The sequence below is a fragment of the Citrobacter sp. Marseille-Q6884 genome, assembly GCF_945906775.1.
In the GTDB taxonomy this organism is placed as follows: Bacteria; Pseudomonadota; Gammaproteobacteria; order Enterobacterales; family Enterobacteriaceae; genus Citrobacter.
Genome location: NZ_CAMDRE010000001.1, coordinates 2,107,328 through 2,122,072, shown reverse-complemented (window position 1 = coordinate 2,122,072; position 14,745 = coordinate 2,107,328). Strand labels below are relative to the sequence as shown.

General features: G+C 52.6%; 18 protein-coding genes, 1 tRNA gene and 1 pseudogene. 1 reads left to right on the top strand and 19 read right to left on the bottom strand.

Annotation, left to right across the window (positions count from 1 at the left end):
- Positions 1-190 precede the first annotated feature (190 nt).
- From N7268_RS10040 to proB, 19 genes and pseudogenes are all read right to left on the bottom strand, one after another.
- Complete coding sequence (locus N7268_RS10040) at positions 191-1,180, bottom strand: helix-turn-helix domain-containing protein (protein ID WP_260862774.1); 990 nt, start codon at positions 1,178-1,180, stop codon at positions 191-193.
- Positions 1,164-1,634, bottom strand: a complete 471-nt coding sequence (locus N7268_RS10035; protein WP_260862773.1) for a ProQ/FinO family protein — start codon at positions 1,632-1,634, stop codon at positions 1,164-1,166. The genes N7268_RS10040 and N7268_RS10035 overlap by 17 nt, the downstream gene beginning before the upstream one ends.
- Positions 1,635-1,645: 11 nt before the next feature.
- On the bottom strand, positions 1,646-2,095 hold the full coding sequence (locus N7268_RS10030) for a single-stranded DNA-binding protein (protein WP_260862772.1): 450 nt from the start codon (positions 2,093-2,095) through the stop codon (positions 1,646-1,648).
- A gap of 190 nt (positions 2,096-2,285) precedes the next feature.
- Positions 2,286-5,042, bottom strand: a complete 2,757-nt coding sequence (locus N7268_RS10025; protein ID WP_260862771.1) for a DUF927 domain-containing protein — start codon at positions 5,040-5,042, stop codon at positions 2,286-2,288.
- Positions 5,029-5,424: a hypothetical protein gene (locus N7268_RS10020; protein WP_260862770.1), complete on the bottom strand. Its 396-nt coding sequence runs from the start codon at positions 5,422-5,424 to the stop codon at positions 5,029-5,031. The genes N7268_RS10025 and N7268_RS10020 overlap by 14 nt, the downstream gene beginning before the upstream one ends.
- Entirely contained in the window at positions 5,421-5,717 is a 297-nt protein-coding gene (locus N7268_RS10015; RefSeq protein WP_260862768.1) for a ubiquinol-cytochrome C reductase, read from the bottom strand. Before N7268_RS10015 ends, N7268_RS10020 begins: the two co-directional genes overlap by 4 nt.
- Positions 5,714-5,926: a hypothetical protein gene (locus tag N7268_RS10010; RefSeq protein WP_260862766.1), complete on the bottom strand. Its 213-nt coding sequence runs from the start codon at positions 5,924-5,926 to the stop codon at positions 5,714-5,716. Before N7268_RS10010 ends, N7268_RS10015 begins: the two co-directional genes overlap by 4 nt.
- On the bottom strand, positions 5,923-6,120 hold the full coding sequence (locus tag N7268_RS10005; protein WP_260862765.1) for a hypothetical protein: 198 nt from the start codon (positions 6,118-6,120) through the stop codon (positions 5,923-5,925). Before N7268_RS10005 ends, N7268_RS10010 begins: the two co-directional genes overlap by 4 nt.
- Positions 6,121-6,315: 195 nt before the next feature.
- Entirely contained in the window at positions 6,316-6,513 is a 198-nt protein-coding gene (locus tag N7268_RS10000; protein ID WP_260863543.1) for a host cell division inhibitor Icd-like protein, read from the bottom strand.
- A 41-nt stretch (positions 6,514-6,554) separates the two neighbouring features.
- Positions 6,555-6,845: pseudogene (locus tag N7268_RS09995) on the bottom strand (ash family protein); the annotation flags it as partial.
- A 28-nt stretch (positions 6,846-6,873) separates the two neighbouring features.
- Positions 6,874-7,590: a hypothetical protein gene (locus N7268_RS09990; RefSeq protein ID WP_313958383.1), complete on the bottom strand. Its 717-nt coding sequence runs from the start codon at positions 7,588-7,590 to the stop codon at positions 6,874-6,876.
- A gap of 11 nt (positions 7,591-7,601) precedes the next feature.
- A complete protein-coding gene (locus tag N7268_RS09985; RefSeq protein WP_409929185.1) occupies positions 7,602-8,045 on the bottom strand; it encodes a hypothetical protein in 444 nt (147 codons plus the stop codon).
- The gene (locus N7268_RS09980) at positions 8,045-8,242 is read right to left on the bottom strand and encodes a helix-turn-helix transcriptional regulator (RefSeq protein WP_071681646.1); all 198 of its coding nucleotides are present in this window, start codon (positions 8,240-8,242) and stop codon (positions 8,045-8,047) included. Before N7268_RS09980 ends, N7268_RS09985 begins: the two co-directional genes overlap by 1 nt.
- 248 nt (positions 8,243-8,490) lie before the next feature.
- Positions 8,491-8,949 (bottom strand): hypothetical protein, encoded by a 459-nt coding sequence (locus tag N7268_RS09975; protein ID WP_260862763.1) that lies wholly within the window; start codon positions 8,947-8,949, stop codon positions 8,491-8,493.
- Between the two features lie 17 nt (positions 8,950-8,966).
- Positions 8,967-9,287, bottom strand: a complete 321-nt coding sequence (locus tag N7268_RS09970; RefSeq protein WP_260862761.1) for a hypothetical protein — start codon at positions 9,285-9,287, stop codon at positions 8,967-8,969.
- 144 nt (positions 9,288-9,431) lie between these two features.
- A complete protein-coding gene (locus N7268_RS09965; RefSeq protein WP_260862760.1) occupies positions 9,432-10,646 on the bottom strand; it encodes a tyrosine-type recombinase/integrase in 1,215 nt (404 codons plus the stop codon).
- Positions 10,647-10,812: 166 nt separating this feature from the next.
- Positions 10,813-10,888: transfer RNA gene (locus N7268_RS09960), tRNA-Thr, on the bottom strand.
- 114 nt (positions 10,889-11,002) lie between these two features.
- Entirely contained in the window at positions 11,003-12,256 is a 1,254-nt protein-coding gene (proA, locus tag N7268_RS09955; protein ID WP_260862758.1) for a glutamate-5-semialdehyde dehydrogenase, read from the bottom strand.
- A gap of 11 nt (positions 12,257-12,267) precedes the next feature.
- Entirely contained in the window at positions 12,268-13,371 is a 1,104-nt protein-coding gene (gene proB, locus N7268_RS09950) for a glutamate 5-kinase (protein ID WP_260862756.1), read from the bottom strand.
- Positions 13,372-13,660: 289 nt separating this feature from the next.
- Here proB and phoE point away from each other — a divergent pair, with 289 nt between their 5' ends.
- The gene (gene phoE / locus N7268_RS09945; protein WP_260862754.1) at positions 13,661-14,716 is read left to right on the top strand and encodes a phosphoporin PhoE; all 1,056 of its coding nucleotides are present in this window, start codon (positions 13,661-13,663) and stop codon (positions 14,714-14,716) included.
- Positions 14,717-14,745 lie beyond the last annotated feature (29 nt).

Below are 14,745 nucleotides of genomic sequence, written 5' to 3'. Positions count from 1 at the left end.
GCAAAATACGAAATGAACTGAGCGTAAAAAAGCCACCCTTTCAGGTGGCCTGCTATCAGGAGTTATCGCTGGCTTGCGAACCATTTTTATGGACTCTAAAAACGCTGGATACTGCCCTTTTTTATGGACTCCGAAAACTCGGGAACAAGCCTTTCTGGTGTCGCATTACTCTTTCTTCCAGATCAGCGCCTCACTCAATTGCTCCCTGCCCACTGACGAGGTTAATCAGGATTTCGTCCAGCTCGTCCCTGCCGTCGTGCCGCTCGCTCTGTAACAGCCATTTCAACACGTCCACTGCTTCGCGCTGGTGGCGTGGGCGTAGGGCTGCCAGCTTGCCATCGAGCCAGTCCTCCCGGTCACTTATCTCTTGGCGCTGATCCGCACCGTACTGCCAGCCCAGCTCCTTACTGGCGGTGTGGCGCATCTCATACAGCCAGTTCCAGTATTCAAACTCTCGCACCACGTCAGAAAGGGTGTGCGGATCTGGCAGGACGTCGCTAAATCCATCTTGCGCAACCATGCGGGCACTTTCGACCTCAAGATGACGATCAATGCCATAGGTAGCGCCTTCGGCTGACTCCTCTTCTGTCATACCGAAGTCATCGCCCACCAGCAGCGCTGACTGGTCAATCAGCAGCTCGGCGGCCACCGGCTCCATCGCAGCATCATAGCTGCCGTAATGCGCCCTCACTTGGCGGGCATTGGCAATACCATCCTTTGCCCGGCGGATGAAGTGCTGGGGATCGTCCATGAACATCGTGCCAAACGCCACGTTGAGTAGGTCTGTACCGTTGAGCACCAGCCAGTCACGGTAACGCTTCTCTGCGTCTTTCGGTTTGATTGTCAGCTTCTGCAGGGCTTCCTCGGCGTCGACCAGGTGCGCCGGTTCGTTCAGCTGAATCACCTCCAACACCCAGAGATAAGCATCAGTCTGCTTATGCCCGGTTACCACTTTCTGCGGCGGTAGCGGCTTTACCGTCGCCAGCTCGCAGCTGTGTACCGGCTCCGGGATGGTAAACAGCGCAGCGTGGGCCGGGTTGTCATCAAACAGGCCGCTACGCTTACAGACGGCGCGCACAGTGGTGACTTTTATACCCAGCTCGCCGGAAATGCGTCCATATCCCAGACCGCGGCGCTTAAGGCGAATGATTTCCGCTTTCTGTTCAGGCGTCAGGCGCATGGTCCCCCCTTACCGAGATCTTACCGTTCATGGCAGAGAGGTTTTCTCGCGCCAGTCGCTGCTGCTCCGGTGTCACCACCCCTACAGGTTCTCCCGCCAAGTTATAACGAGACCCGCCAGCAATCAGTGCTCTCAGATAGGATGCGCGCCGGGTGTACATCGCAACGGCGGCCCGGATCTTGCCCGCCCCGGTAATGCCCCGGGAGCACATATCGGCTGATATCATTTCGGCGGTGCCAATCGCCAGCGGGCGCGGTACGTCCAGGCTGAAAGCAGCAGGCCAGTGAGTGATCAGCAGCTCCAGCTTTTTGCGGTTGTACCGGCTGCGCTTTGTGTCTGCTGCTGCGCCTGCGTGAGCCGCCTTCTCTGCTGAGTCCGTGTTGCTGGGTGTTTTTTCCGCTGCGCCTCCTGTGGCGCATTTCAGGCTCAATACCGGGCGTTTTTGTTCTGTCATTTTCGGCATCCTCAGAAAGGGATCTGATCGTCGTAAGGCTGGCTCTGGTCATAGTCGTCATAGCCCTGCGCTGGTGGTCGCTGCTCCTTCGCCCGGCGTAGAGCATCTGTAGCCTGTCCCTGCTGCCCTTTCTTACTGCCCGGGCGAACCGTTCTGGCGCTGATCACGCTGTCGACGATCACCTGATACCCGGTCTGGGTACCACCGTCGCTGCCCGTCCACTGACTCATCTGCATATTGCCCGCCACGCTCAACATGTCGCCTTTCTGATGTTTCGCAAGCGCTTCGGCCTGTTTGCCAAATGCTGTTATTGCCAGCCAGAAGGTGGCCTCTCCGTTCTCTGCTTTCTGGCACGGCAACATCACCGCCATGCGGGTGAATGCCATCTGATTCCCTGTGCTGGTCGTTTTGCTCTGCACATCGGCCACCAGCCGCCCGTATGCTGAAATCTGTGCTGTCATGGGTAAAACCCTCATGATGTAGATACAAATCGGCTCGTAAAGACCTCTTTTGCGGGATAACTTGGGATAACTTTGGGATAAACCTATATGCATTAAATTACTGTTATATAAGCAATCAGTATTCATTTATCCCGTTATCCCACTTATCCCAGCCATTTACGCGCGTATAAGAGATTTATTACTGGCTGGATTAGTCTTCCTCCACATCAACCAGCACCACAAACCTCTGCTGAGTCCCGTTAATGCTGATGGTGCGACTGTCCAGCCTCCCTTTCTCTTTGCGAATCAACATCCCGGCATCTTCCAGGGCTTCACCACCCAGTTTTTTCTGTATGCCGCAAAGGATCTCCACCTCGAACACGGATGGAATGATGTGATACTCCTTACGCCCGTCCTCCCGGCGACCATCCACCAGATATCCGGCAAGATTCAGGATGCGCTGTGCGTGGGTCTCATCCATGTTGCCGTTTATCTTGCTGGTGGTATAAGGCTGGAAGCGAGAAAGGCCATATCGCTGAATAAAGTCACGTGCGCGCGTGACAACCTGGTGCTTCTCACGATTACCCAGACCATAACTTTCCAGCCAGTCATTAAAGCTCTGGCGGACAGCAGCACTACACTCGCTGGAGATCCACCCAGTAAGTGATGCTGACAGTGTGGCAGCAGCATCGAGCAACGAGAACCGGGAAGCCACACGCTTAACCTGCGGCGATGCGCCATCCGGCAGGTTACTGATCCACTCCTCTTCACGCGCATTCACCATCTGAATAGCCGATTCTTTATCTGCTGCCAGCAGCGCGATCCACTCACGCCCGACAGCACCACAATAGCGGGCAGCTTCCCGTTTAATGGCCCGGGAATGCTGATCACCATCATCCATGCCATTAAACTCCACAGTATCCACAAACGGCACACTGACCAGACGCACGAGTTGCCCGGCTTTAGGGCTGAGCCCGTTTTTCAGCATGAAAGTTTCGAAATCTTCTTCACCGGTACTCAGCGCAGCCACTGTCCAGCGCAACACCGCGCGGTTACCGCCTTCTTTGGCTCCCTGAACCTTGCCCACGCCATTAAACAGCGTGTACGCGCTGGTAGATACCTGACGTGCGTCACCACCCTGGCCGATCTCATCGATTGGCAGAAAACCGTCATTGCGTGATGCGGCCTCGACCGTCATTCCGTAGGCGGTGGTAAACCATGATAGTTTCAGCATGTCGGGTACACCGTAGATACTCGATGCCGCCTCAACAGTCGTGGTCTTGCCTGCCGAGGACTGCGCAAACAGGTGAATGCCGAAACAGGAACCCCCCGCCAGTGAGTTAAGCGGAGCGGCAAACGCCACCAGTGCGCCCAGCATCATTGACTGATTACCCCGCATCAGCGCCGCCACGTTGTCGCGCCACTGCTTCGCGCTGCCACGTACCACATAACCCGCTACCGCAGATGTACCACCACTGAACGCAACCGGCATATCTGGTTTGCCAACGATTTCACCGTCAGGCATGACGTATGCCCCGCAGTGCCAGCCCGCTGTCTGCGTTATGGTCCACTGAGTCCGCTCTCCCTTTCTCTGCAGGTGATCACCCAGGATATCGAGCAGAGATTTGCGGGTCGTGATATTCACACCACGCGAGCGTAATCGTGCCCATCCGGCAGGCTGTCCAACCTCACGACGCGGAACCGCCTCAAACATTACGGCTGCGCTGCCCTCTGGTCTGAGTCTGATAACCAGATAGCTTTCGCGCCCGTCCTGTCCGATCCCTACTGTTGCCAGTTCATCGCACAGCCACGTTTCCTTTTCGTCAGTCTCCCCGGTGTCCTTGTTGTGCTTGGGCTCCACCCAGTAAAGGCCGCCATGTCGAAGGCTAACAAAAGGCTTTTGCACATTAGGTTTTATAAGGTCTTCTCGGGATGCGATCCCGGTTACTTCTGTCTGTCCGGTCACTTCTTTTCCCTGAGGCTGGTATAACGATTCATTGAATAGGAGGCTGGTAGAATGGATGCCGTCATGCTGGCGCAGGTCGTCCCAGTCGGATTTTTCATCGCAAGGTGGCAGCGCAACCCAGCCCGAGACAGCAATCGCAGCGTTCTCTGCGGCATCCTTCCCTGTGTTGGATTCATCCGGCCTGATGTCGTTGTCGGCAGCAATGATGATCTGCGCCAGCGGATATTTCCGGCGCATTACCTGCGCCACTGGCAGCAGATTACCCGCATCAATAGCAACCACTGCCAGCGCCTCAGGACACATCAGGTGAACGGAAAGAACGGTCGCCAGCCCTTCGCCTATAATCACTGTCTGCGGCGATTCTGTTGTGTTTATGGCGCGATATGCCCCCTTCTTCGCCGAACCGTAGAGCAAACGCTTCTCACCATCTGCCTTGATGGTCTGCGCCGCCACCGCCGCGCCGGACTCATCCACCAGCGTAAGCAGCAGCGAACCGTCAGACAGGACAGGGAACATAAAGCCCGACAACCCCTTACCTGCCAGATACGCCGCCTCTCCTGGCTGTGTCTTCGCCATCAGCTTATCCAGTCGCACCGTAAATCGGGCGGCGCGTTCCTCCTCCTCCCCGGCCTTCTGTTTCTCCTGCTTCACCCGCCTCTCTGCCTGTTCCTGCAGGCGCTGGTCATTGTCCTGGCGGGTAGGTGCATGCAGGGTCTGCACATCCATCCCCAACACATCAGCAACCATCAGAGCCGCACGTGTGGTGTCGCACTGATTAACTTTTTTCACCAGTTCCAGACCATCACCGGCACCACATGCGTTACAGAAGTGTGCCCCGCGTCCGTCATCATCGAAGCGAAAGCGATCTTTACCCCCACAGGCCGGACATGCCACCTGCGCACGTGGTGAGGCAGGAACATCAATACCCAGCATGGACAGGATATCCGGCCAGCGACCACGGGAGGCATCTGATACCTGGCGAATCACATCAATGTTTCGCATCGCCATACCCCACATGGTCAATAGCATTCGCAATGTGATTAATCAGCATGCCCCATTTGGTTATTCCGTAATCCGAAAGCTGCTTATCCGGCCTGAGCCATAAATCAAACTCAGCACTCAGGGTTAACTTCCAGTTATCCTTGTGTACTGCCTGCATAGCAGGAAACAGAAAGGCGCAAATTAAATCCGTTACATCTGACGGCCTTAACGCTGATTCAACAGTGCGACCTTCAGGGGTATTGATGGTCACCGCCTCCGCTCCGGTAGTAGCCAGATTGTGAACCCAGACAGCCCCGGCAACCTTTGCGACCTGTTCACCGAGTTCTGTGCTGATGGCTAAATCAGCCTGTTCCGACAGTGTGTTTTTAGTCTTCTCGTTCATTTGATTTTCCCCATCTGGCGGCACTGGCACTCTGCATTTGCTGCGGTATCAGTTAACGCCCGAGCCAGCGGCATTAGCTCCATCAGCATTCCGCCAATATCCCGAAAATCACTCACTGTCGGCTCATAAACACCACTATCAATATCACCGGCATAGAACATCAGCTTACCGACTGCCGCGACCCCGTTCAGGATGCTGTCAGCTGCGCATTCTGCGCGGGCGGACAATTCCATAAGCTCGTCTTTTTCTGTATCCGGGAAGCTAACCCGTACAAAGTCGTTATAAATGTTCATGCCTTCTCCTTCGCTTTTAAGTCCATCTCAAGCAACTCACCCTCTGCTGAATCCATTAATTCAGGGATGCCATCCAGAAGAGACATAATTGCGCCAATTAAATTATCCGTGGTGTTATCGTTTTTATTCATCGCTTCAAGCCAAAGAGATAAGACGACCTGCGCCTGACGAACACGGCAAATAGAATCTGCCAGGGATACTTTGCTCATGCTTTGCCCTCCCGCTGCGCCTGTTCTTCAATCAGCCATGCCACCACATCGCCACTCAGTCTTTTCAACAAAGTAGCCATCGCGGACACCTCGCTATCAACGAGGCGATGAGGGTAATCCTCAATCAGACGACAGATAATTTCAGTTTGATGTGCGCGTTCTACAGCTTGTTGCAGAGTAATTTCACGGCTCATAGCGTCACCTCCGGCAGGGCGTGACCTTCCAGCAGGCTGTGTAAGTCGCGGGCGTATACTTCAAAAAGGGAGATTAGCGCAGCCAGGTATTCATCCCGGTTGTCAGCGTTGCCTTTCAATACTTCATCCATCAGCAATGCCAGTGAAATGAGATTGGCCGAACGCTCTTTAGGGTCGATGGGGAGATCGTAAATCTTAATCATGGCGCACCCCCTGCACAGAGATACGGCCAGCGAAGAAACAGACGTGATCACGCACCAGAGAGCGACGAGCATCACGCTCAGAAGCAGCAGCAACATGGTGGAGAACAGGCTTGATTGTCGGACAATCGCGGCGAACAGCGGCAATAATCCAGATAAATTGCGGATTTTGGGTAGGGATAGTAGCCAGCATGTGGCAGCCTCCTTTGACTGGGTATAAAACCCATCACCGGAAACGCCAATTTCACTGGTGATGGACTGAACAGGGTTGGCGTAACCGGCGTCAAAGGTAACCGGCGCTTCCGAAGAAGCCCCCATCCAGCCCACCATAATTTCGCGAGCGGCGCGGATTATACACGCACCGACCAAAAAAGGGTGTACTGAACTAACGATACAAAAAAAGACGCTAGGCGCGTCGGGTATCGCCTTTGACAATTCCAGGACGCCAATCCTGACACCAGATTTTGCTGGTGCGCTATAACCATAGACGAGGCAAGGGACAAACAGCAAGCCATTTTTGTGCATAGGGTGCAAAATGTGATTCATAGCATTTTTACGCATGGTTCAACCCCAGAGAGGCATTACCACTCATAAGACTGGCGAACGCATCCATACGCTTAGCTACCTCCCTCACCGCTTCTGTCGGGGTCATACCATTGTTAATCGCTTCCTGAAATGCGGACTGCTCAATCTTCTGCATAACGATCAGTACGCCCAGCTGCTGCGCATCAGCGGAGCCACGCTCGCCATCTGACAGGCCAGCAACGCGGTTTTCAGCGCGCGCCAGATTGATATAGTGGTGACGCTGCGCGCCCAGCGCCTTCAGACCGTCACGGCTTTCGTGATAACCGGGCAGATATTCACGGCGTACTGGCTGAGTGGCGCGACGATTCGTGAATGCCTTAGTGACATCCAGCTTGAACTGGTTAACACGCTCAGGATCACGCCCACGGATGATACGCAGTAGATAGTCGAGTTGAGGCTCATTCAGCAGATAGCTAATCTCAGGACGCCCGCGCTTGCGGCCTGATTTTCCCGATTTCAAATCGGGTAATTCTTTAAGGGACTGACGAGGCAGCGATCCCAGCTCACGCAATCTGTCCTGGTGCGATTTAATCGTCGCGGCCAGGCTTTCACGCTGTATTCCGGCGCGGTCTGAAATGACGCGGGAATCAATGCGCGGCTCGGATTTGTGATTAATTAAAATGTCGTTCTGGCTGGCTTCAGGGTGAGCGAGGCCCTGACCGGCTAAGGTCATATTATTTTTCATCAGTATTTTCCTTATTCGGTAGCGTTGTCCGGGTACAGTTTCAGAATATCGGCAACATCCACCTGGCTTAGCGGCTGATGGCCGTTAATGGTGGAATTTGAATTAACTAGAGCAATCACCTTGTGTACGTCAGCACGTTTAATGAAGCGGTAACGATAATGGCTTCCGATGCCATCAGGGTTGGCTTCATCAATGCGCTCAAACTGGATATCAAGGCGGCGCTCCAGATCTGTAAGGTAGTTCCGGCCAGAGGATAAGCGGCAATAGCGCAATATCTCATTCTCAGTAATACCTGATACGCCGGAACGCAGGATAAGCAAACGGGCTTTATGCTTTTTGGGGACTGGCTTTGTTCCGCTTCGCTGGATATCATTACTGTCAGCAATATCCATTTGCGCAGAGGTTTGTTCCAGCTCGATATGACGCTCGGTGGCACGGGCGTTTTCCATTTTCATTAGGCCACCTCACCACGTGATTCAGCGATACGCTGATTGATCCACTCATCAATTTCACTTTCGATAAAAGCAATTGAGCGAGAGCCAATTTTAATAGCTGCGGGGAAACGCTGCTGGCTCATCAGGCGATACAACCACGCCTTACTGTAACCAGTGCGCTTTTGTACTTCGGCGAATCGAATTAATGACTGAGACATGTTTACCTCGTAACGTCTATTGCGGTTTACGAGATAAATGATGGCATGAAAAAAGCTAAAAAAATCATACCCTCAGGCATGAGGGATTTTTCTTGATCATAAACCCTAAGGGCTAAGGGTAATCGGCGGATCTATTTGTAATTGTACCCTCAGGGTAAGCCAGGTGCTGACCTGAGGGTACGGATAAAATTTCATTTTCACCCTGAGGGTAAGCATCATGCTGCATAATCCATGAGGGTGTTAATTGCTTAACGTTTAATTGGGCAGGCGACCATTTCGATTGCTTTGGCCTGGACATTCGAAAAACCCTTATCCTCCAGGTCTTTCACAATCGCTGTTTGGTTGCCTCTTGTTTGCCTATCATTCTCAGGATCGTACTTTGCCCATTCTTGGTTCCGAATTTTAATCGCAAGGTATAGAGGGTCATCTTCCCGATACCTGCTAATTAAAATAGGGCGTTCATTTTCGAGCTTTCTAACCTGCTTTTTAAGCGTGTCAATTTCCATTTTCAGGATCTCAACATCAGCTTCACTAAGTGGTTTTTGCTCAACACCATTCAGTGGTGTGGGCTTAACCTCCTCAAGAGGAGTTGAAAGGTCAATTCCAAGCTTATCCGCTAACTGCTTCAACTCGGAGCGCCTAAAGCCATAAGTATCAAATGCTGGTGCTGACCAATGGTCTTTCACCGGCTGTCCCCATCCCGCCATAACATTAACCTCCAGATCTAGAATGGAATATCATCATCGAAGTCCATAGGAGGCTCAGGTGGTGGAGTCACCTCAGGCATATGCCCTTCCTCATGAATAACTTTCAGGAGAGTTACCAATTCTGAATCCTGGTATCCACCATCGGTTCCTTCAATCGTGCTTGCAATACCTTGCTTCACCCACTCAGGGAGCTCTCTATTACTGTTTTCAATGTAAAGAAAACTTGCGATATCGGATTCACTGACATGTGGTTGCTGTAGTCTGATACGAGTAATCAATTCTCTTAAACTGATAAACTCATTTTCTCGTGCTTTGAGCACTTCAGCGATATCTAACATAACGCCACCTCGCGCCCTCTGATTTTGGGGGCTATGTCAGCCCGCAGAGGTGTACGAGTTTTCGGGGATCAGCCTAGACATAGCCTATTCTTTATTTGTTCATTGAAGTCTACTCCGGTCTACAAATACTGTCTATCCATACACCTAAGCAGATTTATCGAACTTACCATGGATCACATTCTCACCTTTCTCCAGCGCCCCCATATAGTCGGCATACCACTGAAGCATCTCCCGACGGCCGTCCAGATACTGGGCATGGTTGTATGTTCCCCGGATAGAGTTTTTATCGACGTGTGCCAGCTGCGTTTCAATCCACGCAGTGTTGTAGCCTTGCTCGTGAAGGATAGTGCTCATTGTGTGGCGGAAGCCATGCCCTGTTACTTTCCCGGCATACCCAATCCGCTTAAATACTTGGTTAATGCTGGCCTCACTCATAGTCCTCCGTGGATCGTTACGCCCAGGGAACATAAGCGGGTATCTACCAGTGATTTCACGGATGCGCGCAATTATGGATAACGCTTGCTGCGATAAAGGGACTATGTGTGGACGGCGCATCTTCATGCGTTCAGCGGGGATTTCCCATACAGCGGCATAGTCATCGATTTCTTGCCACGATGCCCCGCGTAATTCCCCTGTTCTGAGGCCGGTAATGATGAGCAAGCGTGCAGCCAACACCACCAGCTCACTACCTGAATAGCGTGATAGCGCCTCAAAAAATGCTGGAAGCTCTGGCGCATTCAGGAAAGGATAGTGGTTGGATTCATGTCCCTGCATGGCACTAGTGAGATCCGGGGCTGGGTTATATTCAGCCCTGCCAGTAACGATGGCATAACGGAAAACCTCGCCGCAACGCTGCCGCACTTTTTTTGCTTTCTCTGTTGCCCCACGCCCTTCCATACGGCGAAGGACATTTAACAGCTCTAGGGGTTTGATTTCGGCGATTGGCTTCTTACCAATATATGGGAATACGTCTTTATTAAACGCTTCCATAATGTCCGAAGCGTATCCAGCAGACCATTTTTTGAGTTTGCTCGAATGCCACTCAGTCGCGAGATCCTGAAATGTATTGTTTATCTGCGCTTCGCGAGTTGCCTTTTCTTCACGCTTTGCTTCGTTGGGATCTATACCCCCAGCGATACCCCTTTTTGCCTCGTCTCGTTTAGCTCGGGCATCAGCTAAGGTAACGTCTGGATACACCCCCAAGGCGAGCAATTTCTCTTTCCCCGCAACCCGGTACTTGAGCCGCCAGTATTTAGCTCCGTTAGGGTTAACGAGGAGGTAAAGGCCGCCACCGTCAGCAAGCTTATACGGTTTATCCTTCGGCTTGGTGGTATCGACCTGGCGGGCATTAAGTTTCATTTTGGGGGTATCTCCAGCAGACCGAACAGCACATACCCCCGAATGTACCCCCAACGATGTGTAGATTTTGGGATATGTCAGTAGACGACAAGATACTATCGAGAGTGTTAAAGCTAGAGTATACGGGCTTTTAGTAGACTTGAGTAGACTTTGAGAGGTGCTTGAATGGTGCCGATAATAGGAGTCGAACCTACGACCTTCGCATTACGAATGCGCTGCTCTACCAACTGAGCTATATCGGCCCTGATAAGGACATGCTCACGAAGGTGAACACGGGGTAGAAGGTTAAAACTAACCGGGCGATGCGTCAATGGCCTTGCGAATCAAACGCCTATTTTTGCATCACCCGGACTTAATTATGCACGAATTGTGTCATCACCGAAGCCGACCCACTTGTAGGTGGTCAGTGCTTCCAGTCCCATCGGACCGCGCGCGTGCAATTTTTGCGTGCTCACCGCCACTTCAGCGCCGAGTCCAAACTGGCCGCCGTCGGTGAAACGGGTGGAGGCATTCACGTATACTGCAGAAGAATCCACCTCATTCACGAAACGATCGGCATTACGCAGCGTGCGCGTCAGAATCGCGTCGGAATGCTGAGTGCCATGTTCACGAATATGCGCAATAGCATCATCCAGGTCAGTGACGATTTTCACGTTCAGATCCAACGACAGAAACTCGTCGTCGTACTCTTCGGCTTTCACCGCCACTACGTTGGCCGGTCCCGCTTGCAGCGCCGTCAGCGCCGTTGCATCGGCATGCAACGTCACACCGCTTTTCGCCATCTGTTGGCTCAGTGCAGGCAGAAAACGTCCGGCGATATCCTGATGCACCAGCAGCGTTTCAACGGTATTGCAGGTGCTCGGGCGCTGAGTTTTGGCATTGACGATAATCTTCAGCGCCGGGTCGATCTCTGCGCTGTCATCCACATAGATATGGCAGACGCCGATACCGCCGGTAATCACCGGGATCGTTGACTGTTCGCGGCACAGCTTGTGCAGCCCCGCGCCACCGCGAGGAATCAACATATCGATGTACTTATCCATACGCAGCATTTCACTGACCAGCGCGCGATCCGGGTTATCAATCGACTGCACGGCCGCAGCAGGTAAGCCGCACGCTTTCAGCGCCTGTTGGATCACCGCGACGGTCGCCGCATTCGTACGGTAAGTCTCTTTCCCGCCACGCAGGATCGCCGCATTGCCGGTTTTCAGGCACAGAGAGGCAACATCAACGGTCACGTTAGGGCGAGCTTCATAAATCACGCCAATCACGCCCAGCGGCACACGACGACGCTCCAGACGCAGGCCGCTATCCAGCAACCCCCCATCCATCACCTGCCCGACCGGATCGGCAAGATTACACACCTGGCGCACGTCGTCAGCGATGGCCTTCAGACGCGCAGGCGTCAGCGCCAGACGGTCGAGCATCGCGTCGCTCAGGCCGTTTTCACGCGCCTCGGCAACGTCCTGTACGTTCGCGCTGAGGATGCTTTCCGTTTGCGCTTCCAGTTCATCAGCAATTTTTTCCAGCACGCGGTTTTTTTCGCGGCTGGAGAGTAGCGCCAGCTTATATGACGCTGCTTTGGCAGCAATGCCCATTTGTTCCAGCATATGCCTGCTCCTTAACGGGTGATCATGTCATCGCGATGGACGGCAACCGGGCCATATTCATAGCCAAGGATCGCGTCGATCTGTTGAGAGTGGTGTCCGGCAATACGGCGCAGCGCGTCGCTGTTATAGCGGGTAACGCCGTGGGCAATATCACGCCCTTCCAGGTTGCAGATGCGGATCACTTCACCACGAGAGAAGTTGCCTGTCACGCTTTTAATGCCTTTGGGCAGTAACGAGCTGCCGCGCTCCAGAATCGCGGAGGTTGCGCCCTCATCAACGCTGATTTCCCCGGCAGGCGGAGCCCCGAAGATCCAGCGTTTACGGTTTTCCAGCGGAGAGGCCTGAGCATGAAAACGTGTGCCAACGGAAATGCCTTCCATCACATCACCGATAACGCCTGGCTTGCTGCCTGCGGCAATAATGGTGTCGATACCGGCGCGGCAGGCAACGTCGGCAGCCTGCAGCTTAGTGCCCATACCGCCCGTTCCCAGGCCCGAAACGCTGTCCCCGGCAATGGCGCGCAGCGCATCATCAATACCGTAAACATCTTTAATCAGTTCTGCCTGCGGGTTCGTTCGCGGGTCAGCGGTGAACAAGCCCTGCTGATCGGTCAGCAGCAGCAGCTTATCGGCACCAGCCAGAATCGCGGCCAGTGCGGAGAGGTTGTCGTTATCGCCGACTTTAATTTCAGCCGTCGCAACCGCATCATTCTCATTAATAACGGGAACAATGTTGTTATCCAGCAGTGCACGTAACGTATCGCGTGCGTTGAGGAAGCGTTCTCTGTCTTCCATATCCGCGCGCGTCAGCAGCATCTGCCCGATATGAATACCGTAAATCGAAAACAGCTGTTCCCACAGTTGAATCAATCGGCTCTGCCCTACCGCGGCCAGCAGCTGTTTAGACGCTATCGTTGCCGGGAGTTCTGGATAACCAAGATGCTCACGTCCGGCGGCAATGGCGCCTGAAGTAACGATAACAATACGATGCCCTGCGGCATGTAGCTGCGCACACTGGCGAACCAGTTCTACGATGTGGGCACGGTTCAGGCGGCGCGATCCGCCCGTTAACACACTGGTGCCAAGTTTTATCACCAGCGTCTGGCTGTCACTCATGATTCTCTGCCATTCAAAATTGGGGAAAATGATATCAAACGAACGTTTTAGCAGGACTGGCCCCGGTTGCCAACAAGCAGCGCACAAAGCATGAAATTTTATTGCGCAGGATCAGCAAGCGTAGCGGCAGACTTTGACGCATTTATTACAGACACAAAAAATCATCCTTTTTTAAAAATATTCTTACTTTGTCATAAAACGTTCATTACCAGACGTTAAAAACCATCCTGTTTTTAAACGGGGATCACACCCAGAAAATTGTAGCGCGTACTTTAAATCAGGAATGAAAATGAAAAAGAGCACTCTGGCATTAGTGGTGATGGGTATTGTTGCATCGGCATCCGTGCAGGCAGCAGAAGTGTATAACAAGAACGGAAATAAACTGGATTTGTATGGCAAGGTAAAAGCCATGCATTACATGACTGATTATGACAGCAAAGACGGCGACCAGAGCTATATCCGTATGGGCTTTAAAGGCGAAACGCAAATTAACGATCAACTAACCGGATATGGTCGTTGGGAAGCCGAGTTCGCGGGTAATAAAGCCGAAAGCGATTCTAACCAGCAAAAAACACGTCTGGCCTTCGCTGGCCTGAAATTAAAAGACATCGGTTCCTTTGATTATGGACGTAATCTGGGTGCGCTGTACGACGTGGAAGCGTGGACGGATATGTTCCCGGAATTTGGCGGTGACTCCTCCGCCCAGACCGATAACTTTATGACCAAACGCGCCAGCGGTCTGGCAACTTACCGTAATACCGACTTCTTCGGCGTGGTCGATGGACTGGATCTCACCCTGCAGTATCAGGGTAAAAACCAGGACCGCGATGTGAAAAAGCAGAACGGTGATGGTTTCGGGACGTCTGTCACTTACGACTTTGGCGGCAGCGATTTCGCCATCAGCGGCGCCTATACCAACTCCGATCGTACAAACCAACAGAATCTGCAAAGCCGCGGAACGGGCGATAAAGCAGAAGCCTGGGCTACCGGGTTAAAATACGACGCTAACGATATTTATATTGCGACCATGTATTCAGAAACACGCAAGATGACACCTATTTCCGGTGGCTTCGCCAATAAAACGCAAAACTTTGAAGCAGTGGTTCAGTACCAGTTTGACTTTGGTCTGCGTCCGTCACTGGGTTATGTGTTGTCGAAAGGCAAAGATATTGAAGGCGTGGGCAATGAAGATCTGGTGAATTATATCGACGTGGGTGCGACTTACTATTTCAACAAAAACATGTCGGCATTTGTTGATTATAAAATCAACCAACTGGATAGCGATAATAAGCTGGGCATCAACGATGATGATATCGTCGCGGTGGGTATGACCTACCAGTTCTGATGCGGTATAAAAATGCCGGATGGGGTTGC